The organism is Bacillus sp. FSL H7-0578 (assembly GCF_038630855.1).
Lineage (GTDB): Bacteria > Bacillota > Bacilli > Bacillales > Bacillaceae > Bacillus > Bacillus safensis.
Genome location: NZ_CP152045.1, coordinates 1,936,633 through 1,959,811 on the forward strand (window position 1 = coordinate 1,936,633; position 23,179 = coordinate 1,959,811).

Sequence of the window (23,179 nt, forward strand, 5' to 3'; positions counted from 1 at the left end):
GCCAACATGGGAAAATGCCCCTATTCTTTACAAAAGGAGCTTTTACCCGTCATATTCAATTGGATGTTGTGCCTATATTTCGGCATCTGCATATTTCTTTAATTTATATTGCAGCGTTTGTCGAGGAATTTTTAAAGCAGCGGCGGTTTTTTTAATATTTCCATTATGCTGATGTAAAGCTTCTTGAATCAATGTTTGTTCAAATGAAGACACTTGATTTTTTAAGGAGGATTCAGATGTTTCTTTTTCCAGCTTTTGCTCACGTAAATGAGCCGGAAGGTATAGAGGGATGATCTCTTCCGCTTCCTTTGGCATCATCAACACGGCATGCTCTATCGTATGTTTTAATTCTCTAACATTCCCAGGCCAGTGGTGCGCCATAAACAATCGTTCCGTTTCTTCAGAAAGGCGTGTAACGTTTTTTGAAAACTGCTGATGATAGGTTTGAATGAAGTAGCGGGATAGCAGCGTGATATCTTGCTTTCTTTCACGAAGCGGCGGGATATGAAAAGATGATACATGCAGTCTATAAAATAAATCTTCTCTTAAAATTTGCTTTTTCACTGCTTCGAATGGGTCCATATTGAGCGCAGTAATGAGCCGAACATCCACTTGAATGGATTTTGCGTCACCGATGCGGCGGACAACGCCATCCTCTAACACACGTAATAATTTCGTCTGCAGCGTGAGCGGCATCTCTTGCAGCTCATCAAGAAAAAGTGTGCCCCCATCAGCTAATTCGAAAAGTCCCTTGCGATCAAGCGCGCCCGTATAGCTCCCTTTGACAGATCCGAACAATAAACTTTCAAGTAATGATTCTGGGAGTGCTGCGCAGTTTTGCGGAATGAACACTTGATTTTTCCGGTCAGATTCATGGACAATGGCTTGAACGAGCACTTCTTTTCCTGTCCCTGTTTCCCCGTAGACAACAACTGATGATGGATAAGCAGCTGCTTTTTTTGCCCTTTCAAGCATTTCTTTTAAAAGCGGATCATTTGTTAAAAATGAAGCAAAATCATGCATTTGTACGGCCTCAGCCGCGTCTTGTGTCCGCTTTTTTTGCCCTAACCGATTGGAAAGAGCCGACAGCTTTGATACATCTTTTGCGACTTCGACCGCGCCTATTAACTCGTGATCTTCGATAATAGGCAATGTCGTGTTCACTGTTTCAATCCTTTCTCCATTTTTATTCAAATAGGTTTGCAGCGAATGATAAATGGGCTTTCCTGTTCGCAACACATGCATGAGCGTACTTGTTTTTTCAGTTAAAGAGGGATACACATCAAGGATGTACTTGCCAATCACCTCTTCTTTTTGTAAAGAGTCAAACTTAGCGGCATTATGATTGTAAAAAATCGTCATCCCTCGATCATCTACAACGTGAATGGCTTCATCAATAGCTTCTAAAATCAATTCAAACCAATCTGCTCTTTCGACAACCTTCCCCATTCTTTCCCCCTCACTTTCAGTGCCAAAAAACCGGCATCAATTGCCAAGTTTTCAGCGGCTTGATCATTTCTTAAAGGTTCCTGTCCTTTTCATGTTTCGCTTTTTCCTTTCTACTTCCTGCAATCATTGCGAAAAAAGCACCCCTCTTATGAGGAGTGCTTTCGTCCGGATGTTTGATAAAGAGACATATCGAATTCTTGCAGCGATTCCCTATACAGCGGCACAATCGGCTTTCCTTCCTGAAAAAACGCAAATTGGGATGGGTACAGCTTAATCGGCTGATGATAAAAAGCAAATCGCTTCACGACCTCAGGATCAATACGGCAAAAGGCATAATGCACAAGTAAATAAACATCTTGTTTCCATTTAAACAGGCGCCTGTTTGGCGGACTGAAAACTGGAGAAGCCTGAATTATGCTGCCATCCTCAAATGCCTGAAGCTGATCATTTGAAATCGTATAGATCTCCTTAGGGTGAAACTGAAAATATTGCACGTCACGTTTTGAAGCAAACCGTCTTTTTTTCTGATCTTCAATATAAAAGAACGTTTTCCCATTATCTGCGGTAACGACTGTATAATTGGGTACTGCCAGCTTCTCTTTCATTTCATATTTCATCTCACATAACAGCGGAACACGGATCGCACGCCTGTTCTTTTCATTGATCCAGCGTTTTTCAATTCCATGAAGTTTCCCGTCTGCGATTTGATAATAATCTCCTTCTTTTTCAATGACCGTTCCGTCAATTAAATCATACGGCATACTCGAAAACAGATGATGAAAGGAATGGGGCGTTTTATACGTTGTATCCAGTACATCTTTTAATGGAAAAAACGCAGCGAAGTGATTCAGCCTCATCCAAAATACAGAATCTGCATGATGCCAGTGCTTTGGCTCATCGTCCCAATATTGTCCGTATTTTTCATAGATCAGTGGAAGCAAGCAGCTTCTGTGCATGACCGAACAATGGTCCACTTGAAAGGACGCATGCTCTAAGATTTGATCTGCTTCTCGAATAAAACTCATCGTTTCCACTAAATGCTGATCAACATGCACGACCCGCTGTGAGGAATACACAATATCTATGTGAGGCTTCGACCGAAAAACATCCACCATTTTAAGCAAACGATCTTGATGGTACATGGTATCATCGGTTAAATAACAAATGAGCTCACCTGTTATACGGGTTAATGCTTCATTAATAAGCGTCGCATATCGTGCGGTTAACAGCCGTTTTGCTGGATGAACTGTGTGCGAATACAGCTGAATGCGTTCATCACTTAAATAGGGCTGGATCTTTTGAATGGTGCCCTCTTCTGAGCCATCATCCATAATCAAAAGCTCCCAATGCGGATACGTTTGATCTACCATACTCTTTAGCACACGATCAATGAAATCTGGTTTATTGTAGCTTGTTAAAATCACCGATACTTTCATGATCATTATCCTTTTTGATTAGATTAAAAAGCCCCCCAGCTGACAATGTTCACATAAGGAACACTCACTCTTAGCTGATTTGTCGCGTTTTTAAAGACTGCAACTGTATCAAACAATTGCACGACAACCACGTTTTGAAGTACATCTCCATTGACCAAATGAACACGCGGCACTGGAATGCCAAGCTCAAGCCATGGACGAAGTAATTCTTTGATGTCTGACACATTCTCTTCCCCACTTTCTTCTAAAAGACGAAGAAGAAGTAAAATCAAGATGATTTCAAGCACTCCTTCCGACTCTACTAATTCTTCGTTCCAACCATCTAATAATTGTTCAAATTCCATTCATAATCCCTCTCTCTTCACATTTAATCTTTACTAGAGTATGAGCGTCACTTCATTTAGCCTCAGCATTTGAAAACATTTTTAAAAATGTGTGAAGTGATTAAATGAAAAAAAGATCAGGAATCAGCGTTCTGCTTATGCCAAAAAAAAAGAACGGCATATACATAGGGGTGAGTTTGAATTGATGAAGAAAGGATGGGGAAAAAATGAGCGAAAAGCGTGCTGAATTAAAAAAGGAACTATTGAAAGTGTTTTTCAAACCAATTACTCATGCATTAACAGCTAATCTCGAAGAAGGAGGAGTTCAAATGGAAGAAAAATTGAACGATTTATTAAGTGAAGTGGCAGCTGAGGCATCACCTTCAGATTCTGCTACAACACTCGATGTATCTCAGCCAGCAAGATGGATCTTTGCAAGACTTGCACCAGGAACAGTCATTAGCATTGTCACTGACTCAGGAGATTTAATTGGGCCAGTTCAATTTGTATCATTCGATGCTTCAACAGGCGTTGTATTTGTTACACAAGAAAGCTCTGTCACACCTACAGGCTCAGCAACGACTCTATTAGATGTAGATAAAGTTGAAAGTGTTACATTCACATCTTAATGTGAGAGGATCATCATGAAGCTTCTTTATATCAGTTCTGGCTACGGCGGAATCTATCACATGTTTGATCAATGGGTAGAAGAAAGCTTCATTGATTCCCCCTTTTCATGTGTAAAGATTGATAGAGAATCTCTACCCACGAACATGCACAAAATCCGGACATTTTCTCCGGATTTTGTTTTGATGATGATTGGTGATCATGTTCCGAAAGATGTGCTTCATCAATTCAAACAAGAAAAAATCCCGATTGTTCTTTGGATGACAGAAGATCCCTTTTATACAGATGTGTCAGCTGCTTGCGCACATGAAGCTCAACTTATATTAACGATTGATGAAGGGGTTTTGCCATTTTATAAACAATTAGGCGCTCTAAATACGCACTACTTTCCCATTCCGGCAAATACACGTGTCTTTCAGAAAAATGAATCGCCAGAAGAGATGTGCACGTATGACATTGCTCTCATTGGCTACCCTTATCCCAACCGCATCAAAGCCATCGATACACTCTTGCAGCAAAACAAATGGCGTATTCTCGTTGCAGGTAAGGAATGGCACCGTCACTTAAATAAATCACGGAGACATTATCGTGATTTCACACTGATAACGAATTGGCTGAGTCCTCAGCAAATGGCGGACATCTATCAGCAGACAGCAATTGTTCTGAATCCGCATAGGCCGGCTCAATTTGCGTATAACAAAAACAAAGCCATGATTCAAAATATGAGCCTCAATAACAGAGCATTTGACATTGCTGCAACTGGAAGTTTTCAATTGACGGATCTACATCCACCGCCTGCTTTTTCAAGCTTTGCTTTTTACAAAGATGAGGATGATTTGATAAAACAGGTGGTATACTATGGATCAAATGCAGGTGAAAGAAAGGCGGCCGCACTGAACAACTATGAGCAAGCCGTTCGCTGGAATACATTTGATACGATGCCACAAAGGCTTTATGACATTGTAAAAAGCGCCCTATAACTGGGCGCTTTCAAATTGTTGACAAAGGGCTAAAATGTTCTTGATTTTAGCCCTTTGTCTTCTTTTCAGCGTGATAGAAAGCCTTTGCAGTGTAGGAAGGGCGAGTACCGGAGCGGAGCGAATTTGACATTCGTGAGCACCGGAGCGCAGACCTGACACCGAATGCGAGGGTTTGTCTACACGCTGAAAGCGCCCTATAACTGGGCGCTTTTTCTCGTTGAATGCCAGCTTATGCATGATCTTCCGCATCTCGGCGAGCTAATAAGATTTTCTCTGCCTCTTTCCGGTCTGCCTCCTGTTTCACCACAAGCGACTGCGTGTGAGCCATCATATATGCTCCGACAGATCCTTCTAAAAAGGAATGAATGCATTCTTTGGCATAATGAGCATGAAAAGCATATATTGCACCATTTAGCCGGCCATACGTATATGGCTGCTCATGCTTTGGCATGAAAAAGTAATGATTGTCCTTATATAAAGTAGCTTCATTGTTTTCATGCAGTGTCCAAGTTTCATTTGGGTTTTCTAACGCCTCTGTAAAAGATGCGGTGCAGTCATATCCCCCCTCCACTAAAAGCTGCAAGCACTTCTCGATATCTGCCGGCTGTCTTAGAGGAGACGATGGATGCAGATACAGCACAATATCAAAGGTTTTTCCCTCCCGCTCTAAATAAGCAAGCGCATGCTTCACAGCTAACAGTGACGGCGTTTGTTCTGTCACATGTGTGCTTGGCAGTTCAATCACATTTGCTCCGTAGTGAGATGAAATGATTTGCGTATTGACATCCTCTGAGGAGACGATGACTTCATCTAATTCAATCATTTGCAGTAACGGGTGAATGGTCCAATAGATAAGCGGCCTCTCAGCCAATATGCGTATGTGTTCATCATGCCGGCCGTCGTGACTTCTAAATGCAGGTATCATGGCTAAAATACGATTTCCCCTATACATGTCTTCTCTTCTCCCCTCGCGCACAGCTCCCTACAATTTTCTTCTCTGCCCGAGCTGACCGCAGTACTGAAGTATTCAGGTCTCTCGTTTTTCTAGTTGATCTCTTATCTCTCCATATTCTATTAAGACGACAAGCAGATGGTTATAATTTGTTCACCTAATTTATACATGAAGTGGTTCTTTTCCTCAAACGAATGCCGCTCTTTCACATATGATGCAAAGTAGAGAAATGAGAGTTGGGGGATTAGATATGTCCAAACAGATAGAAACGACTTTGAAGACCTTTTTTCGTGACAAAACAATATTGGTTACAGGCGGTACGGGGTCAATCGGCCGGCAAATCGTGAATAAATTAACAAGTTGCTCTCCAAAGAAGATAATCGTCTTCAGTAAAGATGACAGCAAACAATACATGATGAAAAATGAGTACGCAGATCATCAAGAGGTCGTATTCGCTTTAGGAGATGTCCGGGATGCAAGCCGCATGAGACAGCTCGTCAAGGGTGTGGATATCATTTTCCATGCAGCGGCCTTAAAACAAGTACCCACTTGTGAAGATAATCCGTTCGAAGCTGTTCAAACGAATATCATCGGCGGGCAGCACGTCATTGAAGCCGCAATTGAACATGAAGTGAGTCATGTCGTCAACATCTCCACTGACAAAGCGGTTTCTCCAACAAATGCCATGGGTGCAACAAAATTGATTTCAGAAAAACTATTTTTCCAAGCAAACGAAAGTATTCCGAATCAAAAAACGAGGTTTTGCTCTGTACGCTTTGGCAATGTGCTTGGATCTAGAGGTTCCGTTATTCCGATCATGCTCCAGCAGCTATTAAATGAAAAACCTTTGACCGTGACTGATCCTCATATGACACGTTTTTTTATGTCCATTGAAGAGGCTGTTTCCCTCACACTTCAAGCAGCAATCATGATGAAAGGCGGCGAAACCTTCATTCTCAAGATGGAGTCCTTACAGCTTGCCGATCTCCTAAAAGCGTTTCATGAATATGCCGCTCAAATCAATGCTAAATCTCCGGATATTCTTGTAGTCGGAAAAAGACCTGGCGAAAAGCTTCACGAGGAGCTCACATTTCCGCACGAAGCAGATGCACTGTTTGAACATGAACAATTTTATGCCATTTTACCGAGACCACATTTGCACCCTGTCTTTCAAAAAGTCGACTTAACGAATTACACCTCAAAAGAAGCACCGCTCATTACAAAAGAAAAGCTGTTCCACATCATCGAACAATTACATCATACACATCATAAAAAATAAAAAATCGTCACACGGAAGCAGCTGCTTTCCATGTGACGATTTTTAAATGGATCAATCAAATAGATGTTTCAAATCCCCGTAGCCTTCTTTTTCAAGATCATCCTTTGGGATAAACTTTAAAGCGGCTGAGTTAATACAATACCGAAGACCGTTTGGCCCTGGTCCATCAGGAAAAACATGACCTAGATGAGAATCAGCTGTTTTACTGCGAACCTCTGTCCGCACCATTCCATGACTCGTATCAACCTTCTCTGCTACTTCTTCCTCTTCAAGCGGTTTTGTAAAACTTGGCCATCCGCAGTGGGCATCAAACTTATCTAAAGAAGAAAAAAGCGGCTTTCCTGAAATGATATCCACATAGATACCTTCTTCTTTATGATCCCAAAATTCATTTTGAAATGGCGGCTCTGTGCCATTATTTTGCGTGACTTCGTACTGCATGCGATTTAATTCTTTTATACGCTTTTCTTTTTCATTTGCCATTATTTATCACTCCAATGGGACTCAATAAAACCGGCTCTGCCCGAACCGACATGATATCGTTCGTAGTGCATTTTGTTTTTCTTATAATAATGCTGATGATATTCCTCTGCTGGATAAAAAGGACCTGCGTCTAAAATTTCTGTAACGATTGGCTTTTTGAAAATCCCGCTTTGGCTCAGCTGCTCTTTCGATGCTTCAGCTAGCTTTCGCTGCTCGTCATGATGAACATAAATACCTGTACGGTAAGATTCCCCTCTATCGCCAAATTGCCCGCCATCGTCTGTTGGGTCTATTTGCTGCCAATACAGCTCTAGCAGCTTCTCATATGGGAAGACGTCAGGATCAAACGTAATTTGAACCGCTTCTCTATGTCCCGTTGTATTTGTACATACTTCCTCATAGGTCGGATTCACTGTATGTCCGCCAGTATACCCTGATTCAACTTTGATAATGCCCGGCTGTTCATCAAAAGGTTTAACCATACACCAGAAGCAGCCTCCTGCAAATGTGGCTAATTCTTGTTTTTCAGACATATTAGTGCCCCCTTCATTTAAAAAATGGTATCATCATATTATAACATGATAAAAAATAATGAAAATGATACGACTTGTATACCAAAATAAAAGAAAGCATGACGTCGTATCTTTAAAATATAATGGGGGTTTAATGATTGGAACAAAGAAAACAAATGATGTACGAAATGGACACTTTACTGAGAACCGTATTTAAGCAGATCCGTTATGAAATTAACAGCCTGCTCGAAAACGAATTATCTCGGAATGAATTTCTTATTTTAAATCTGCTGCGTGAGCAAGGTGCAAAAAAAGTAACGGAATTCGCTTCCATTCTCGGAGTGTCAGCAAGTCATATTACCGCTGTGACTGACACACTCGTAGAAAAAGGCTGGATCACCCGTATCCGCTCAAAAGAGGACCGCCGCATCATCAAAATCCACTTAACCGATAAGGGTAAGGAAATTACTGAGCATTTTGAGAAAAAGAAAACGGAATACTTTATGGAGCGATTTGAATCATTTGATGACGAAGAACTAAAAACAATGATCAAATTATTTAAAAAGCTGGATAAAAGTCAAAAGGATTAAGCATAGATTTTAGCGTTCAGGACATGCTACGGATAAAAAGAGGTGGAATGAACCATGACAAGCCCTTATCTTTGTCCAAACTGTAAAACAAACAGAACGCGCTTTAATCTCATTGAGCAGCTTTCAGAACCTGTCAAGCTAGATCCAGCAACAGGAGCAGTTGTCGAAAGATACGAAGGAGAACAGCTGTCTCCTTTTCACTTGAGTTATCAAGGTCCTCAAATGAAAGTCCAGTGCGGCGTTTGTGGTTTAATTGAGGATGAAAAAACGTTCATTAAACTAGCTGAATATCATCAATATTCTTCTCCTTCTTAACATGCCGGTCTGACGGAATACGTCAGGCTTTTTTCTATGCTTCTTTTGCCTATACAGATCGCCTTTTTCATGCATACGCTACAAAAAACACCATTGTATGAGAAAGAAGGGATTGATGACATGCAGCAGCTCTTTTATCATGACTTTCCAAATCGGCCATTCGCTGACACCTACGAGCATCTTCAAAGCAGCCCTTCATCAAAAGCCTTTATTCGATTATTTCACGCTGCACCAGATCTAAGTGAGCTCGCTGTTTATGTGAACCGGAAGCAGGTAATGAAACCAATGCCTTACAGCCATTTGACCGCTTATATGGAGTGGGATGAGGGAATGTATGAAATAGAAGTGTTCAAACTGGCTACAAATGAGAGAATTCTTCATTCCCGCATTCGATTTAAGAGCGGCGAGGTCTACACATTATGTATCACAGGTGCCCGTGCAGGCTTTGCACTGCTGACTGAGCAGCAGGACACTTTGATCAAACAAGAAGACCTGTCAGCACTTGCTTTTGTACAGCTGTCTCCGGACCTTCCTTCTATAGATATATATGAACGAGACCAAGGGATCCTATCGAAAGAACTTGATTATGTAAACAGCACCCACATTCATCATTTCTCCCCGAACAAATATCATTTTGAATTGAAAGCCGCGGGCACTCAAAGTGTACTGCTTGATATCCCAAAAGTTCATCTGCAAACAAAGCGTGCATACCTGATTCTGCTTCATGGTTTTGCTAACGGAGATCCTGAACTTATGGCAAAGGTGGTCTTGTCTCGGCAACTATAAAAAAGAGCCTTTCCTAAAATGGAAAAGGCTCCTTACGAGACATCTTCAGCTTTTTCTTGCTTTTGAAAATCAAAAGCAAGAATCATTGTGCCAAGAAATAATGCACAGTAGGCAATATTTAAGTAAAACTGATCGATATTTTCTGCTTTTAAAGCATTGGCAGCTGTTATGCCGAAGTACGCAGCAAATAAAAACGACAGTAAACTAAAATATTGATAGACTCGCTTCATGATAACACTCCTGACTCACACGTTCTATTGCTTTGGATGATAATATGAAAATTCAATTTCATCGTTCTGTAGATCAATTTTGTTCGCTTTCACATACATATCATTCGTCAGCGGCATTTCTGAAAGACGCACTTCAACCGTTTTTTGATCCGGTTTTACATGAACGAACTCTGGCAGCTCATAGAACTGACCCATGTAGCTTAAAACAAAACTAATCGGAATGCTCAATTGTCCAATTGAAAAGTCATCCACTTTCAAAAGCACATCACCATTATCTTCAACAGTTGGCGTAAATGAGACGTTTGCATCAATCGTTGAAGAGAAAGCTTTAATTGCGCCTGTTACTTTCACATCTTGATCGATTGCTACATGAAAGTCTGGCATATCATTTGATCCTTGATTTTTCAAATAATCATTCACAAAGCTGGTGAGTGATTCCTTTGAGCTGGATATATTAAAAGCATATTCGCTTTTCACTTCTTTGGTTGAAGCGGATTGACCGCCTGGCAGCAGCATCAAAATACCGCAGCCAATCACAATCAATAGATTGATTGCAAGTAAAATAAAAAATAAGCTTTTCCATTTTTTCATCTGTTTCACCCTATTCCTTCGGCAGTCCTTCTTTTTTCACTTCGGAGAATAAACGATTTGCCATAAGAGAGTACCCCTTTTGGTTTGGGTGGAAATCATCTTCTGCCAGTAATTTTTCATCAGAACCTTCTTCAAATAAATCTGCTACATTGACCATATCCGCATTGCCGTCTTTTTTGAGTTCCTTTTTGGCAGCGGCATTCCAGTCTTGAACGACTTCATCAATATCTCGCAGCTCAGACAAACTGAATTTAAAAGGATTGTACATGCTGACATACATGATTTTCGCATGAGCATTCTGTTCTCTCAGTTGAGCAAGAATGGTTTTAAAGCGCTCTTCAAAAGGACCCTGCTCTTTTTGAAAAGGAGCAAACGTCAAATTAAGCACATTTTGACGGACAACATGCATGAGATCATTCCCGCCGATCGTAAAGAAAATATAGTCAGCGTCTTTCAGTCCGTCCTGCACCTTTTTTTCTTTTAATCTTTTTAATAAATCTACTGTTCTACTGCCTTTAATGGCATAGTTTTTTAATGTGACAGACTGCACGCCGTCCACTGCTTCTATCTTGTCACGGGTCATGCCTGCATAGCCTTTTTTATCTTGATCTCCGATTCCTTCTGTTAAGGAATCTCCAACCGCTGCGATGGTAATATGTTCTTTTACTTTTGGTGTGTCTTCTAGTTTATCCTTTATGCCAGCCTCTTGCGCGGAACATGCAGAAAGAACAAAAGCTAGAGACATCACAATCAAAATCAAACGAGCCTTCAAACGATGATGTCCCTCCTTTTTCTGATTAAAAAAGTGTATCATGTTTTCGCCCATTTGAACATCCTTATGCTAGCTTCGGTTCAGCGTTTTGATGTCCTTGATGATGTCATCATAAGGTGTGTTTTGCACCCCATCATAGTTTTTCATCACTTTCCCATCTTGATTGACAAGGAAAAACAGGGACTGATGAATCACTTGGTCTTCATCTTCAGGTTTTTTTACAATGGTTTTAAAACTTTTCATTGCGAATTTTTCAATTTCTGACTGTGAATACCCAGTGAGAAAATCCCAATTTTTAAAGGACAATGGATAGGCTTTTGCAAATTCCTTTAGCTTTTTAGGTGAATCGACCTCTGGGTCCACGCTAAAGGAAATGATATGCGCATCCAATTTTTCTTCTTTTAACCGTTTTTGCAGCTCTGTCATATGAGCAGTCATCGGCGGACAAATTGTTTCACAGCTTGTGAAAATAAAATCAGCGACCCATACTTTCCCCTTCAAATCATCCAATGACACCTTTTGGCCATCTTGGTTTTCAAACTCAAACGGCTCTATTTGATAATTTAAAGCATCCTTGATTTGTCCATTTGAACATGAGACTAAAAGAAGCACGCTTACCACCATAAGCGCACCAAGTAAGGCTCCCCTTTTTCTATACATGATATGTCCATCCCCTTTTTCTATCAATCGGTATAAAAAGTAAAGCCTATTGCGCCCTTTCCAGTATGACACGAAATAATCGGTGTTGTGTAGGCGATGTCAATCAGTGCTTCAGGTGTGTGATCAAGCAGCGCTTTTTTTAGCTTTTCAGCGAGTTCTAATGCATCTGCATGTGCGATCCCAATGGCTTGAACTGTTTTTCCCTTCACCGCCTGTACATACTGTTTTGTCAGATGGCGGACAAGCGCAGAGTAGCTTCTCACATTCGCTTCTGGCGTATATACCCCGTCTGTTAAGCTGGCAATAGGTTTGATGTGAAGAAGTGAGCCGATGAGCGCCTTTCCTCTTCCAATTCTGCCGCCTTTGACGAGATTTTCTAATGTATCGATCGTGACATATAGCTTTGTTTGATGACGGATTTTATCTAATTCTGTGATAATATCTTCGCGGCTTGCACCCTTTTTGGCTAGTTCTGCTGCTTTGATGACTTGAAATCCTAATCCATAGGAAATAAAATTCGAATCAATCACCGTGATATTTCCATCTACCATTTTCGAAGCGCTTTCAGCAGTTTGAACAGTACCACTCATTCCACCAGTTAAATGGATACTGATCACTTCGCTTCCATCTGCCGTCAGCTTTTCATATAATTCGACGAATTGACCGATCGCAGGTTGAGACGTTTTCGGCAGTTCCTCAGCGGCCTCCATTTTTTCAATAAATTCATCTGGCTGTATATTCACTCGGTCAATATAATCAACTCCAGAAATGGAGATATTGAGCGGAATCACGTGAATGGAAAGATCATTGATTTTTTCTTGCGGAAGGTCCACAGTTGAATCTGTTACAATTTTAATTTGTTTCACTATCGTCTCATCCTTGCTGTCTTAGTCTTTACTTATGATATTACCTTATTTCCTGCACACTTGAAAACAACTGACCTAACGTTTTTGAAATTGTCACATTTTCTTCTTGTCACGAAAAAAATCCTTGCCAAACTGAGCAGCAGCCATTTCAAAATGGCTGCTTCCCCCTTTTGACAAAGATTTCTGCTTACGCATTGTGTTTCAGTGTAGGCTCCTGATAGATCTGTTCATATGTGCTCCACTTGACGTTACGTTTCACATCCTCTCTGAAAGAGTACACAGCTCTCTTTCCTTTAGATACATAGACTTTTTTCAAGAAAGCTTCAAGTCTAAAGGTGAGCATGAAACGATACGTCTCATCTCCCTTTAGAACAGGGATTTCTGTTACCTTGATCTGAGCTCCATCCATCCGTCTAAAACATATTGTTTTGAGCAGCACAAACGATCAATCCTCTTTTCCAATTATCTGTTAAGCCTAAATAAATAGGTGGAATAAATCTTGATCTTTATTCACTTCAACATAGTGAAATCCTTTTTTATCCATCCGCTCAATCAGCGCTGCATAGTCATCTCTTTCTTTCAATTCGATGCCGACTAGCGCAGGACCTTTGCTTCGGTTATTCTTTTTCGTATATTCAAAGCGTGAGATATCATCATTTGGCCCTAACACTTCATCTAAAAATTCACGAAGCGCTCCTGCTCTTTGCGGAAAATTGACAATAAAGTAATGTTGAAGCCCTTCATAGATCATCGAGCGTTCTTTGATTTCCTGCATTCTGCCGATGTCATTATTTCCTCCACTGACAATACAGACAACATTTTTCCCTTTGATCTCCTCGCGATGAGCATCTAATGCTGCGATCGGCAATGCGCCAGCCGGTTCTGCTACAATCGCACATTGATTATACAGCTCTAAAATCGTTGTACATACTTTCCCTTCTGGTACAAGACTGATTTTATCGACAACAGACTGAAGCGATGTAAACGTCTTTTCGCCAATTCGCTGAACCGCTGCTCCGTCTACAAACTTATCAATCGAATCAAGTGTCACAACCTCGCCCTTCTCATGCGAGGCATGCAGCGAAGCTGCGCCAAGCGGTTCGACTGCAATGATTTCGGTTTCTGGTGAGATATTTTTGATATATGTACCAACACCAGATAACAGACCTCCACCTCCGACACTTGCAAATAAAAAGTGAGGCTCCACTTCGATATCATTTAAGATTTCGACAGCAGTCGTTCCTTGTCCTGCCATCACATCCAGATCATCAAACGGATGGATAAATTCGCGCTTCTCTTCATCTCCGCATTTTACGGCTTCATGATACGAATCATCAAACGTATCTCCGGTTAAGATAATTTCAACATATTCTTTTCCGAACAGCTCCACTTGTGATACTTTTTGCCTTGGCGTCGTAGCAGGCATAAAGATTTTCCCGTGGATGCCTAAATATTTACAAGAATAGGCAACACCCTGCGCATGATTTCCAGCACTTGCACAGACAATGCCATTTTCTAGTTTATCTTTTGGAAGCTGGCTCATTTTATTAAAAGCGCCTCTTAATTTAAAGGAACGAACTACTTGAAGATCCTCTCTTTTTAAGTAGACATTGCATTCATATCGTTCAGAAAGTCGCTCATTTTTTTGAAGTGGTGTATGAATGACTACATCCTTCAAATTTTGATGGGCTTTTAAGATGTCTTTCACTTGAATTAGCGTATTTTCTTTGAGCAACGGTTTCATGTACAAGATCCTTTCTCTTTAACCTTATTTAATTTGTCATTATAACATGAATATTCAAAAAATAAACCAATAGATCACGATCCATCATAAATTTTATAAACTTTTTCGTTTTCCTGTACATTTGTTTTAATTGGGTGTTACAATTGAACCAATTAGAACCACAAAGAAAGGAATCACCCAATGGCCACTCAATCATTCGCGTCTATCTATGGAGATCATCAAGATATCAAGCATGCAATTCATCTCGCAAAACAATTTTCGAAAAACGAACAGCCGGTCTTGATAACAGGAGACATCGGCACAGGCAAAACGCTATTCGCCCAAGAAATGGCGAACGTAGCTGTTCCACACGCATCACTGACACACATGTATTGCCCCATCTTGAATGAAGAAACCTTACAGAAAGCTTTCACAGAAAAAAACAATCAAATTCTTTATTTAGATGAAATCGGTGCATTAAGTATATCTATGCAGCACCAGGTCATTCACTTTCTAGAAACGTCACCTGCAACAAAAGTAATCGCTTCTTCGTCTTTATCAATAGAGGCACTCAGGGTTTCTTCTACCTTTTTACCCGAGCTGTTTTATCGTCTGAATGTTCTTCATTTGGCCCTTCCAGCTTTAGCCGAACGAAAAACAGATATTCCAGTGTTAACAAATGCTTTCTTTCAAAAGCTGAACATGGCGCCTGATATTGATCCAAGTGTTTGGGAAGCCTTGCAGCAGTATCCATTTGAAGGAAATGTCCAAGAACTCAAAAATATTGTTCATTACGCTGCGTCCATACTCGAGGGCCACACGGTATTTTTACATCATTTACCGCCCTTTGTGTTAGCACCCCTTCCCTCAGCCGTGAAAGGTAAAAAGGAAGAACACCAGCTCACACTAATGGAAAAACAAGAGTTTGTTTTCTTGCTGGAAGCCATTAAATCTCTCAATGAAAAAGGAGAAGCAGCCAGCAGGCGCATCTTATCTGAATTAAGCAAACAAGGAGATATCCCGCTGACCCCTCAGCAGGTGCGAAACCGCTTAGATGATCTTGAGAAAAAAGCATACGTGACGAAAGGAAAAGGCAGGGCCGGAACGAAGATTACACTTGAAGGTCTTTCATTCCTGAAGTCGCTTGATGGTTATATACCGGTTCAATAAAAGGAGGACATCCATTGTTTACTGTAAAAGAAGAAATTGCGAACGCCATTACACATGGCATTGGTGTTATTTTATCCATCCCAGCCATTGTGTTTCTCGTCTTATTCGCTGTTCAATACGGCACTGTCACAGACATTATCAGCTTTTCGATATTTGGTGCATCCATGCTGCTGCTTTATTTAAGCTCAACCCTGCTTCATAGCATTCGGCACAAAAAAACAAAAGATATTTTTGAAATCCTCGACCACTCGGCTATTTATGTATTGATTGCTGGTACATATACACCCTTTTTACTTGGACCACTAAAAGGTGCACTCGGCTATACGCTCCTTGCCATTGTATGGGCGCTTGCTGCTGGTGGGATTGTCTTTAAAATCTTTTTCGTCAAACGCTTTATTATCGTATCTACCCTTGTCTATTTATTAATGGGCTGGATGATCATCATCGCCATCAAACCGCTTTATATCCAATTAACAGGTGCAGGATTTGGCCTCTTACTGTTAGGCGGCATATTATATTCAGTCGGAACCATCTTTTATATTTGGCGGAAAATTCCCTATCATCATGCGATTTGGCACAGCTTTGTTCTTGGCGGCAGCGCATCGATGTTCTTCTGTATTTTATTCTATTGCGTAAACATTCCTGCTGCATAGAATGAAAAAACCAGCATCCACTATTCGGATGCTGGTTTTTTCTATGCACGTTTTTGTGCGTAATCACTGATCATGACAGGAGCTTTAATATGAATATCGACATTAACAGGACGCAGTCTTTTCACGATCTTCCCAGTTAAAAGACGATCCGTTCCGCTAGTTTCAATTGGTACAAGCGGACAATCGTATTCTTCAGCAAGCGCCTCTGCAATATGACGATACGCTTCTGAAAGCAATAGACTCTGCCCAGACACGATTCTTTCCTTTGCTTCTTCTAATAAGACCTCATCCGTTTGATTCTGATGGATAACCGCCATTTTTTTGAGCCATTGTTTTAAAATCGGATACCGAAAGAGCTTCGGCTTTGCCATGAAAGCAAATGGCTTCTCAAGGTGGCCGATCAATAATGTCGTCGTGACTGGATTCAGCTCTTTTGTGACATAAATAACCGGGCCATCTGGCAGCTTCTTTTGCTGATGAATGGTCATGACTGATCCTGATTGATCAATACATCCCCGGGAAAACCTTTTTGCATGCTCATGAATGAGATGCATTCGTTTCGTATAGGAAATGCGTGGATCCGTTAATTCATGATCGTACAAATGCCTCATACTTTTTAAAAAGGATACAACAACATAAATCGTTAAAAACCAATAACGAAACAACCGTACTCCTCCTACTCACTTATCCTTTTTTGTCATATACGACAAATTCATAATTGTAGGGGTTCTTTTCGTCACGATGGCCTTTTTCGCGTGATACAATCGTCCATTCATCTTCATTGTAATACGGGAAATAGCGGTCTCCTTCAAACGCATGGTGAATGTGCGTGATATAGAGACGATCAGCATATGGCATCATTTCTTCATACAGCTTAGACCCGCCAATGATAAATAACTCTGTCTCGCTTCCCCCAATTGCCAAAATATCAGCAATTGAATGAACAACCTCGCATCCTTCTGCTTTAAAAGAAGAACTTGTGGTCAGCACAATATTTCGGCGGTTAGGCAGCGCTCGTCCAATGGATTCAAAGGTTTTTCTGCCCATGACAATTGTATGACCGCCTGTGACTTTTTTAAAATACGCTAAATCTGCTGGTAAATGCCAAGGCATTTGATTATCTAGACCAATGACTCTGTCTTCTCCTGTCGCCGCAATCATGGAAATCATACACTGACTTCTCCTTTTATATGCGGATGCGGATCATAGTTCTCAAGCACAAAATCATCAAACGTAAAATCAAAAATGCTCTTTACATCTCTTGTAATACGAAGCGTAGGAAGCGTGCGTTCCTCGCGCTCTAGCTGCATTTTCACCTGTGGAAGATGATTTTGATAAATATGAGCATCTCCGAGTGTGTGAATAAACTCTCCTGGCTCAAGATTTGTGACTTTGGCAATCATCATCGTTAGAAGGGCATATGAAGCAATATTAAATGGCACGCCTAAAAAGATATCTGCCGATCTTTGATATAGCTGGCAGGAAAGCTTCCCGTTTGATACGTAAAATTGAAATAGACAATGACAAGGAGGCAGCGCCATTTGATCAATTTCCCCCGGGTTCCAAGCGCTGACGATCAGTCGTCTTGAATTCGGGTTGTGCTCAATATCATGAATCAGCTTTGTGATCTGATCCACTGTCTCGCCGTCTCCGCTCGCCCATGATCTCCACTGTGCACCGTATACACGGCCCAGCTCTCCATTTTCATCTGCCCATTCGTTCCAAATGCGGACACCATTTTCTTGAAGATATTTGACATTTGTATCACCTTTTAAAAACCAAAGCAACTCATGAATGATCGATTTCAGGTGTAATTTCTTTGTGGTTAAAAGAGGAAATCCTTCCTGTAAATCAAATCTCATCTGGTAACCGAACGTGCTGATTGTACCTGTACCCGTTCTGTCACCTTTTTCATCCCCGTGCTGTAATACATGACGGCATAACTCTTTGTATTGTTTCATTTTTTTCATCCTTTATTTATGTTCTTGTTGTAGTTTACCTTATTTCGGCTTTTCTTGAAACCAAAAAAACATGCCTGCATGATGAGCAGACATGTTTTTCTTTTTATGCTTGATTCACTCGTTCCTGCTCTTCATCCTTAATATCTTGGTGTGAGTGAGCAATGCGGCTTGCAGCTGCGGCGGCAAGTGCAGCGACTAGGTCATCAAGGAAAGTATGCACTTCACCTGGACGGCCTTCATCTAATTCACGAATAATACCAAATTTCTCTTTATCTAAATAACCGAAGTTGGTCAAACCGATTGATCCATATACATTGACAATGGAAAGCGGAATAATCTCATCAATTCCATATAGCGGCTCATCTGTTTCAACTAAGTGCTGTAAAGGTTCTGGCAAGAGCTTTTTTTCTGCCAGCTGATCAAGGGCAAGTCCTGTTAAAACTGCATGGACAATTTCTCTTTTATTCAGCACTTTTTCAACATTTTCAATACAGACACTAAGTGGAAGGTTTGGATGATATTTTTCTTGGAGCTTCAGCACAATGTGTGCGATATCTTCAATTTTCACTCCGCGATCGTTTAACATTTGTTTTGTAATCTGCACCATTTCGTTCATTGTATATTTTTTCAATTGGCATGACATCTCCTTCTAGTGGCTCATCCAGCTCGGCGGGGTGTTTTTGTCCCAGTAAATATTACCGAGTTCGTGATGCGTCTGGAATCCATCTTCTGCTGTATGGTAATGAAAGTTAAACCAATATCCGCTGTGAGGCGGCTGATCTCTTCTGACATGAAAACGGAGCAAATCTTCTCCGGTCTTGCGGTTGTAAATGTGGAAGATTTTTTCGCCATTTCCGCTTGAAGGCTGATCAGTTAAAACAACATCTTGAAATTTTTCGTCATCTTTGAAATTTGTTAAATAGTCGGTTAACACTTGTTCAATCTTCGGCTGAATCTCTTCTCTGTACTCGTCCTCAATGACAGGTGTGATTTTACGGCCAAATTTGAGAAAGGATTGATTTTCTGCACTTGACAGCACCTCTTGCTTATATTGCTCAAAGGGATCTAACTGTTCTTTGCTTTCCTCTTGCGTTAGTTCCCAGCTGCGCATTTCATCTGATGTATCATAAACAGCTGTATAAGGCGTTTTATCAGATGAAGAAAGTTCAGAGGGCTTGACTGTCATCAAAGCCGACGGAGGAGAGACTAAACCAAAAGTTGCAATCGTAAAGAGCGCAACAAGCGTTTTTCTCATCCACATCTTCATGATATCTAATTCCTTCCATAAGTTATCATACTGCTATTCTAGCATATAATGAATTTTCAGTCATTCAATTTGGTCACCGATTTGAGACTTTCTTTTTCATAATAAAACGTTTACAATGGCAGTAATGACGACTAAAATTTGGGAGGAATGGGTATGCTTGAAGGTTTTTTTATTACGGCTTCCTTGCTGACATTATTTTATTTTGTCTATATGGAGATTACAGATTAAAAGCCCTGAATAAGGGCTTTTTTAGATGATTGACAAGGAATTAAAAAGAATTGTCTGCACACCTGAACCTTTAGCGAGGGCTTTTTTCTTTCTCAATATATCCATAATGAAATTGGGCTGTTTTTCGTTTTAAAACGTGAAATTGATAGGAGTCTGCTAGAAATCGGGTGCTTTTCCAATGATCTTTTAAAACCACTCTTTTTCTCGCCACTCTCAGCGCTTCTTGGACGGCTGTTTCGTGGTCAAAGTGGTGCTCTGCCGCATGACGGAGCGGTGCGATACTTGAAGATTCTTGAATCGTCTCCTCAAACATCGGATCAAAATAGACGACATCAAATGATTCATCAGAGAGCTTTTTTAGATGCTCGATACTGTCTCCACTTACAACAGATATCCGGTTCATCGCTTCATCTGCCTCTCTTACCCCTGTCTCCCATGTGTTTAGTCCTTCTCGCACTAGCAATGCTGTCATCGGACTCTTTTCGATACCGACGACCCTTCCATTCGCACCTACTCGCAGGCTTGCTGTAATGGCATCTGATCCTAGGCCAAGCGTACAATCTAAAAAGGAATCGCCCGGCTGAAGCTGCGTGGCTTCGATTAAAGGATCCTTTTCTCCACGCATGAGCCGCTTCACCCTGAACATCGCTGAGCTTGGATGGAAGAAGAACTTTTCACCATTTGGCTGATACCATTCAAATCTTTCTTTCCCCACAACAAGGACATCTCCTCGTTTCATCGCAAGCTGCTTGACGGATTGTTTGCGCCTTTCTACATACTCACCATGTAAATCCTCTGCAAGGGCTTTTGCTGTTTCAATTGTTTGTTCATTTGCTCTAAAGCTTGTTGTGATAAGCATGCGGTTCCTCCATCATGATCAAGAAAAAATGCCCTGACTTGATCACAGGACATTTCAACATGTGTATTAGCAATGTTTTTCAAATGCAGATAAGACGTTGTTCATGATGTCTTCCATTTCATGACCTTCAATCTCGTCACGCGGAATAAAATGAACGAGTTCATTTCCTTTTAAAAGTGCCATAGATGGAGACGATGGCTCTTCGCCTGTGAAGTATTCTCTCATTTTTGCCGTTGCTTCCCTGTCCTGACCAGCAAAAACTGTGACAATTCGATCTGGAGTTTTTTCTGCCTTCATCACAGCTTGAGTAGCAGCTGGGCGTGCTAAGCCGGCAGCGCACCCGCATACAGAATTAACAACTACAAATGTCGTTCCTTCTGCTTCTTGCATCGTTTGTTCTACTTCTTCTTCCGTTGTTAGTTCTTGAAATCCTGCACTTGTCAGCTCTTGACGCATCGGTACAACGAGCTGGCGCATGTATTCTTCATATGCCATTGACATAAAAAAGCCCCCTCTATAATCCTTATGTTGTGAATAAAGGATACTATAGAGAGAGCCAATTTTCAAATGTTCGATATCAGATTAAATTTTCATGATTCCGCCTGTATTGGCTGATGTCACAAGTTTTGAATATCTAGCAAGATAACCCGTTTTTACTTTTGGCTCAAAGCCTTTCCAGTTTGCTTTTCTTCTTTCCCATTCTTCCTCTGGAACATCTACGCTTAAAATGCGCTGTTCGATATCGACAACGACATGGTCACCATTTTCAACAAATGCAAGCGGGCCGCCCTCAGCTGCCTCTGGAGAGACGTGCCCAATAGACAATCCGCGAGAAGCGCCGGAAAAACGTCCGTCTGTAATTAAAGCAACCTTTGGTCCAAGTCCCATGCCGACGATTTGTGAAGTAGGTGCAAGCATTTCAGGCATGCCAGGTCCGCCTTTAGGTCCTTCGTAGCGAATGATGACAACATGTCCTGCTTCTACTTTTCTATTAATGATACCTTCAAGGGCTTCTTCCTGGGATTCAAATACGATCGCAGGCCCCTCGTGGCGTGTGATCCCGTCTTGTACCCCGCCCGTTTTAATGATGGCTCCATCTGGCGCAAGGTTTCCAAATAAAACGGCTAAGCCGCCTTTTTCAGTAAATGGCTTGTCAATTGGATAAATGACGTTATAATCTTTTACCTCATGCCCCGCAATGTTCTCGCCAAGCGTTTTCGCAGTGACAGTCATTGTATCTAAATGAAGAGCTCCTTCTTTTTTAGACAATTCATTTAGTGCCGCTGTAACACCGCCTGCTTCATGTAAATCCTCAATATAAACGTCTGAAGCTGGAGCAAGTTTTGATAAATGAGGAACACGTTCTGCTACTTCATTGATACGTTCAAGTGAATATTCAACACCTGCTTCATTCGCAATTGCCAATGTGTGAAGAACGGTATTGGTTGAACCACCAAGTGCCATATCTAATGCAAATGCATTATCAATTGCTTTTTCAGTGACAATATCCCGTGGTTTAATATCTTTTTTGATGAGCTCCATGAGTTGTTTTGCAGACTTCTTCGCAAATTCTCTTCGTTCTGGTGATGTCGCCAAAATCGTTCCATTTCCAGGAAGAGCGATCCCGAGTGCTTCCGCTAAACAGTTCATTGAGTTAGCTGTAAACATACCTGAACAAGATCCGCAGGTTGGACAGCCAAACTGCTCTAATTCATTTAACTCCTCTTCATTGATTTTACCTGACTGGTATGCACCAACGCCTTCAAATACAGAAGAAAGAGAAATTTTTCTGCCGTCACTTGTTCTACCCGCTTCCATCGGTCCCCCGCTCACAAAGACAGTCGGGATATTCACGCGCATCGCTGCCATCATCATTCCTGGTGTGATTTTATCGCAGTTAGGAATACAAACCATTCCATCAAACCAATGAGCAGATACAACGGTTTCTACAGAGTCCGCAATGATTTCACGGCTTGGCAATGAATATCTCATCCCGATATGACCCATGGCAATTCCATCATCGACGCCAATCGTATTGAATTCAAATGGCACTCCGCCAGCTTCACGAATGGCTTCCTTCACAATCTTCCCGAATTCCTGAAGATGGACATGTCCTGGGACAATATCAATATAGGAATTACATACGGCAATAAATGGCTTGCCGAAATCCTCATCCTTTACCCCCGCCGCTCTTAGTAAGCTTCGGTGAGGTGCTCTGTCGATTCCTTGTTTAATCATGTTACTGCGTAGTTCTGCCATCTGTTTAAAAAGCCTCCTATACTACAAGTCTTGTTGACTGCATGATTTTGAGTTGATTTTATTTTACAAATTTTCTGTTTATTTAGCCACCTATGAATGACCGGTGACTAACATGGCTGCTGAAGCAAGCGCTCAGCAAGGTTCGTGTCATAAAATCTGACCTCCAATATTCTATATTGGTACTACTATATAGAGTTTTTTCGCATAT

General features: G+C 41.1%; 29 protein-coding genes. 8 read left to right on the top strand and 21 right to left on the bottom strand.

What is annotated here, in order from left to right; all coding sequences use genetic code 11:
• Positions 1-72 precede the first annotated feature (72 nt).
• The 3 genes from MHB41_RS09760 to cgeC form a co-directional block, all read right to left on the bottom strand.
• Entirely contained in the window at positions 73-1,449 is a 1,377-nt protein-coding gene (locus MHB41_RS09760; protein ID WP_217008841.1) for a sigma 54-interacting transcriptional regulator, read from the bottom strand.
• Between the two features lie 146 nt (positions 1,450-1,595).
• Positions 1,596-2,891, bottom strand: coding sequence for a glycosyltransferase family A protein (locus tag MHB41_RS09765; protein WP_034280538.1), 1,296 nt, complete (start codon positions 2,889-2,891; stop codon positions 1,596-1,598).
• 17 nt (positions 2,892-2,908) lie between these two features.
• Positions 2,909-3,229, bottom strand: coding sequence for a spore maturation protein CgeC (gene cgeC, locus MHB41_RS09770; RefSeq protein WP_061109256.1), 321 nt, complete (start codon positions 3,227-3,229; stop codon positions 2,909-2,911).
• 206 nt (positions 3,230-3,435) lie between these two features.
• Between cgeC and MHB41_RS09775 the strand changes: the two genes are divergently transcribed.
• On the top strand, positions 3,436-3,837 hold the full coding sequence (locus MHB41_RS09775) for a hypothetical protein (protein WP_024422714.1): 402 nt from the start codon (positions 3,436-3,438) through the stop codon (positions 3,835-3,837).
• A 15-nt stretch (positions 3,838-3,852) separates the two neighbouring features.
• Positions 3,853-4,815, top strand: coding sequence for a DUF3880 domain-containing protein (locus MHB41_RS09780; RefSeq protein WP_217008840.1), 963 nt, complete (start codon positions 3,853-3,855; stop codon positions 4,813-4,815).
• Between the two features lie 229 nt (positions 4,816-5,044).
• Here the strand turns inward: MHB41_RS09780 and MHB41_RS09785 are convergent, their stop codons facing one another.
• Complete coding sequence (locus MHB41_RS09785) at positions 5,045-5,767, bottom strand: acylneuraminate cytidylyltransferase (RefSeq protein ID WP_217008839.1); 723 nt, start codon at positions 5,765-5,767, stop codon at positions 5,045-5,047.
• Between the two features lie 250 nt (positions 5,768-6,017).
• On the opposite strand from MHB41_RS09785, the gene MHB41_RS09790 reads away from it, so the two are divergent.
• Entirely contained in the window at positions 6,018-7,046 is a 1,029-nt protein-coding gene (locus MHB41_RS09790) for an SDR family NAD(P)-dependent oxidoreductase (RefSeq protein ID WP_217008838.1), read from the top strand.
• A gap of 51 nt (positions 7,047-7,097) precedes the next feature.
• Here MHB41_RS09790 and msrB read toward each other — a convergent pair whose 3' ends face one another.
• Positions 7,098-7,529, bottom strand: a complete 432-nt coding sequence (msrB, locus tag MHB41_RS09795) for a peptide-methionine (R)-S-oxide reductase MsrB (RefSeq protein WP_024422719.1) — start codon at positions 7,527-7,529, stop codon at positions 7,098-7,100.
• Positions 7,529-8,062 (bottom strand): peptide-methionine (S)-S-oxide reductase MsrA, encoded by a 534-nt coding sequence (msrA, locus tag MHB41_RS09800; RefSeq protein ID WP_024422720.1) that lies wholly within the window; start codon positions 8,060-8,062, stop codon positions 7,529-7,531. The genes msrB and msrA overlap by 1 nt, the downstream gene beginning before the upstream one ends.
• A 137-nt stretch (positions 8,063-8,199) precedes the next feature.
• Between msrA and MHB41_RS09805 the strand changes: the two genes are divergently transcribed.
• The 3 genes from MHB41_RS09805 (at position 8,200) to MHB41_RS09815 (ending at position 9,732) form a co-directional block, all read left to right on the top strand.
• Positions 8,200-8,631 carry a MarR family transcriptional regulator gene (locus tag MHB41_RS09805; protein ID WP_007500780.1) on the top strand — a complete coding sequence of 144 codons (432 nt, stop codon included), beginning with the start codon at positions 8,200-8,202 and terminating at the stop codon, positions 8,629-8,631.
• Between the two features lie 54 nt (positions 8,632-8,685).
• On the top strand, positions 8,686-8,946 hold the full coding sequence (locus tag MHB41_RS09810; RefSeq protein WP_024422721.1) for a hypothetical protein: 261 nt from the start codon (positions 8,686-8,688) through the stop codon (positions 8,944-8,946).
• Between the two features lie 69 nt (positions 8,947-9,015).
• Positions 9,016-9,732: a DUF4397 domain-containing protein gene (locus tag MHB41_RS09815; RefSeq protein ID WP_235354762.1), complete on the top strand. Its 717-nt coding sequence runs from the start codon at positions 9,016-9,018 to the stop codon at positions 9,730-9,732.
• 32 nt (positions 9,733-9,764) lie between these two features.
• On the opposite strand, the gene ypmT is transcribed toward MHB41_RS09815, so the two are convergent.
• From ypmT to ilvA, 7 genes are all read right to left on the bottom strand, one after another.
• Positions 9,765-9,962, bottom strand: a complete 198-nt coding sequence (ypmT, locus tag MHB41_RS09820) for a protein YpmT (protein ID WP_024422723.1) — start codon at positions 9,960-9,962, stop codon at positions 9,765-9,767.
• Positions 9,963-9,986: 24 nt separating this feature from the next.
• Positions 9,987-10,553: a YpmS family protein gene (locus MHB41_RS09825; RefSeq protein WP_024422724.1), complete on the bottom strand. Its 567-nt coding sequence runs from the start codon at positions 10,551-10,553 to the stop codon at positions 9,987-9,989.
• Between the two features lie 10 nt (positions 10,554-10,563).
• A complete protein-coding gene (locus MHB41_RS09830; RefSeq protein ID WP_224426673.1) occupies positions 10,564-11,325 on the bottom strand; it encodes an SGNH/GDSL hydrolase family protein in 762 nt (253 codons plus the stop codon).
• 69 nt (positions 11,326-11,394) lie between these two features.
• On the bottom strand, positions 11,395-11,949 hold the full coding sequence (locus MHB41_RS09835) for an SCO family protein (protein ID WP_232624221.1): 555 nt from the start codon (positions 11,947-11,949) through the stop codon (positions 11,395-11,397).
• A 59-nt stretch (positions 11,950-12,008) separates the two neighbouring features.
• Positions 12,009-12,851, bottom strand: coding sequence for a DegV family protein (locus tag MHB41_RS09840; RefSeq protein ID WP_024422727.1), 843 nt, complete (start codon positions 12,849-12,851; stop codon positions 12,009-12,011).
• A gap of 187 nt (positions 12,852-13,038) precedes the next feature.
• Positions 13,039-13,290 carry a YpmP family protein gene (locus MHB41_RS09845; RefSeq protein WP_217008837.1) on the bottom strand — a complete coding sequence of 84 codons (252 nt, stop codon included), beginning with the start codon at positions 13,288-13,290 and terminating at the stop codon, positions 13,039-13,041.
• Positions 13,291-13,326: 36 nt separating this feature from the next.
• Positions 13,327-14,595, bottom strand: a complete 1,269-nt coding sequence (gene ilvA, locus MHB41_RS09850; protein WP_025093104.1) for a threonine ammonia-lyase IlvA — start codon at positions 14,593-14,595, stop codon at positions 13,327-13,329.
• Positions 14,596-14,775: 180 nt separating this feature from the next.
• Here ilvA and MHB41_RS09855 point away from each other — a divergent pair, with 180 nt between their 5' ends.
• Both MHB41_RS09855 and MHB41_RS09860 read left to right on the top strand, forming a co-directional pair.
• Positions 14,776-15,744 (top strand): sigma 54-interacting transcriptional regulator, encoded by a 969-nt coding sequence (locus MHB41_RS09855; RefSeq protein WP_208946494.1) that lies wholly within the window; start codon positions 14,776-14,778, stop codon positions 15,742-15,744.
• Positions 15,745-15,758: 14 nt separating this feature from the next.
• Positions 15,759-16,397, top strand: coding sequence for a hemolysin III family protein (locus MHB41_RS09860; protein ID WP_024428144.1), 639 nt, complete (start codon positions 15,759-15,761; stop codon positions 16,395-16,397).
• Positions 16,398-16,438: 41 nt separating this feature from the next.
• Here the strand turns inward: MHB41_RS09860 and MHB41_RS09865 are convergent, their stop codons facing one another.
• The 8 genes from MHB41_RS09865 to ilvD form a co-directional block, all read right to left on the bottom strand.
• Positions 16,439-17,062 carry an acyltransferase gene (locus tag MHB41_RS09865; protein ID WP_034280522.1) on the bottom strand — a complete coding sequence of 208 codons (624 nt, stop codon included), beginning with the start codon at positions 17,060-17,062 and terminating at the stop codon, positions 16,439-16,441.
• Positions 17,063-17,081: 19 nt separating this feature from the next.
• On the bottom strand, positions 17,082-17,567 hold the full coding sequence (gene folA, locus MHB41_RS09870; RefSeq protein WP_098677482.1) for a type 3 dihydrofolate reductase: 486 nt from the start codon (positions 17,565-17,567) through the stop codon (positions 17,082-17,084).
• Entirely contained in the window at positions 17,564-18,358 is a 795-nt protein-coding gene (locus tag MHB41_RS09875) for a thymidylate synthase (protein ID WP_024428141.1), read from the bottom strand. Before MHB41_RS09875 ends, folA begins: the two co-directional genes overlap by 4 nt.
• A 103-nt stretch (positions 18,359-18,461) precedes the next feature.
• Positions 18,462-18,989, bottom strand: coding sequence for a phosphatidylglycerophosphatase A (locus MHB41_RS09880; RefSeq protein ID WP_024428140.1), 528 nt, complete (start codon positions 18,987-18,989; stop codon positions 18,462-18,464).
• Positions 18,990-19,007: 18 nt separating this feature from the next.
• Positions 19,008-19,625: a YpjP family protein gene (locus tag MHB41_RS09885; RefSeq protein WP_267542854.1), complete on the bottom strand. Its 618-nt coding sequence runs from the start codon at positions 19,623-19,625 to the stop codon at positions 19,008-19,010.
• A 298-nt stretch (positions 19,626-19,923) separates the two neighbouring features.
• A complete protein-coding gene (locus MHB41_RS09890; protein WP_211043327.1) occupies positions 19,924-20,712 on the bottom strand; it encodes a class I SAM-dependent methyltransferase in 789 nt (262 codons plus the stop codon).
• 66 nt (positions 20,713-20,778) lie between these two features.
• Positions 20,779-21,213 (bottom strand): BrxA/BrxB family bacilliredoxin, encoded by a 435-nt coding sequence (locus MHB41_RS09895; RefSeq protein WP_024422738.1) that lies wholly within the window; start codon positions 21,211-21,213, stop codon positions 20,779-20,781.
• A gap of 81 nt (positions 21,214-21,294) precedes the next feature.
• Positions 21,295-22,971 carry a dihydroxy-acid dehydratase gene (gene ilvD / locus MHB41_RS09900; protein ID WP_024422739.1) on the bottom strand — a complete coding sequence of 559 codons (1,677 nt, stop codon included), beginning with the start codon at positions 22,969-22,971 and terminating at the stop codon, positions 21,295-21,297.
• Positions 22,972-23,179: the final 208 nt, after the last annotated feature.

What these genes read in the sequence shown, in the direction of transcription:
- MHB41_RS09815 (WP_235354762.1), top strand. Translation starts at nt 9,016, where the DNA reads ATGCATACGCTACAAAAAACACCATTGTATGAGAAAGAAGGGATTGAT.
- MHB41_RS09775 (WP_024422714.1), top strand. Translation starts at nt 3,436, where the DNA reads ATGAGCGAAAAGCGTGCTGAATTAAAAAAGGAACTATTGAAAGTGTTT.
- ilvA (WP_025093104.1), bottom strand. Translation starts at nt 14,595, where the DNA reads ATGAAACCGTTGCTCAAAGAAAATACGCTAATTCAAGTGAAAGACATC.
- folA (WP_098677482.1), bottom strand. Translation starts at nt 17,567, where the DNA reads ATGATTTCCATGATTGCGGCGACAGGAGAAGACAGAGTCATTGGTCTA.
- MHB41_RS09895 (WP_024422738.1), bottom strand. Translation starts at nt 21,213, where the DNA reads ATGTCAATGGCATATGAAGAATACATGCGCCAGCTCGTTGTACCGATG.
- msrA (WP_024422720.1), bottom strand. Translation starts at nt 8,062, where the DNA reads ATGTCTGAAAAACAAGAATTAGCCACATTTGCAGGAGGCTGCTTCTGG.
- MHB41_RS09760 (WP_217008841.1), bottom strand. Translation starts at nt 1,449, where the DNA reads ATGGGGAAGGTTGTCGAAAGAGCAGATTGGTTTGAATTGATTTTAGAA.
- ypmT (WP_024422723.1), bottom strand. Translation starts at nt 9,962, where the DNA reads ATGAAGCGAGTCTATCAATATTTTAGTTTACTGTCGTTTTTATTTGCT.
- MHB41_RS09885 (WP_267542854.1), bottom strand. Translation starts at nt 19,625, where the DNA reads ATGAAGATGTGGATGAGAAAAACGCTTGTTGCGCTCTTTACGATTGCA.
- MHB41_RS09855 (WP_208946494.1), top strand. Translation starts at nt 14,776, where the DNA reads ATGGCCACTCAATCATTCGCGTCTATCTATGGAGATCATCAAGATATC.
- MHB41_RS09835 (WP_232624221.1), bottom strand. Translation starts at nt 11,949, where the DNA reads ATGGTGGTAAGCGTGCTTCTTTTAGTCTCATGTTCAAATGGACAAATC.
- MHB41_RS09780 (WP_217008840.1), top strand. Translation starts at nt 3,853, where the DNA reads ATGAAGCTTCTTTATATCAGTTCTGGCTACGGCGGAATCTATCACATG.
- MHB41_RS09810 (WP_024422721.1), top strand. Translation starts at nt 8,686, where the DNA reads ATGACAAGCCCTTATCTTTGTCCAAACTGTAAAACAAACAGAACGCGC.
- MHB41_RS09765 (WP_034280538.1), bottom strand. Translation starts at nt 2,891, where the DNA reads ATGATCATGAAAGTATCGGTGATTTTAACAAGCTACAATAAACCAGAT.
- cgeC (WP_061109256.1), bottom strand. Translation starts at nt 3,229, where the DNA reads ATGGAATTTGAACAATTATTAGATGGTTGGAACGAAGAATTAGTAGAG.
- MHB41_RS09875 (WP_024428141.1), bottom strand. Translation starts at nt 18,358, where the DNA reads ATGAAACAATACAAAGAGTTATGCCGTCATGTATTACAGCACGGGGAT.
- MHB41_RS09785 (WP_217008839.1), bottom strand. Translation starts at nt 5,767, where the DNA reads ATGTATAGGGGAAATCGTATTTTAGCCATGATACCTGCATTTAGAAGT.
- MHB41_RS09790 (WP_217008838.1), top strand. Translation starts at nt 6,018, where the DNA reads ATGTCCAAACAGATAGAAACGACTTTGAAGACCTTTTTTCGTGACAAA.
- msrB (WP_024422719.1), bottom strand. Translation starts at nt 7,529, where the DNA reads ATGGCAAATGAAAAAGAAAAGCGTATAAAAGAATTAAATCGCATGCAG.
- ilvD (WP_024422739.1), bottom strand. Translation starts at nt 22,971, where the DNA reads ATGGCAGAACTACGCAGTAACATGATTAAACAAGGAATCGACAGAGCA.
- MHB41_RS09890 (WP_211043327.1), bottom strand. Translation starts at nt 20,712, where the DNA reads ATGCTTATCACAACAAGCTTTAGAGCAAATGAACAAACAATTGAAACA.
- MHB41_RS09825 (WP_024422724.1), bottom strand. Translation starts at nt 10,553, where the DNA reads ATGAAAAAATGGAAAAGCTTATTTTTTATTTTACTTGCAATCAATCTA.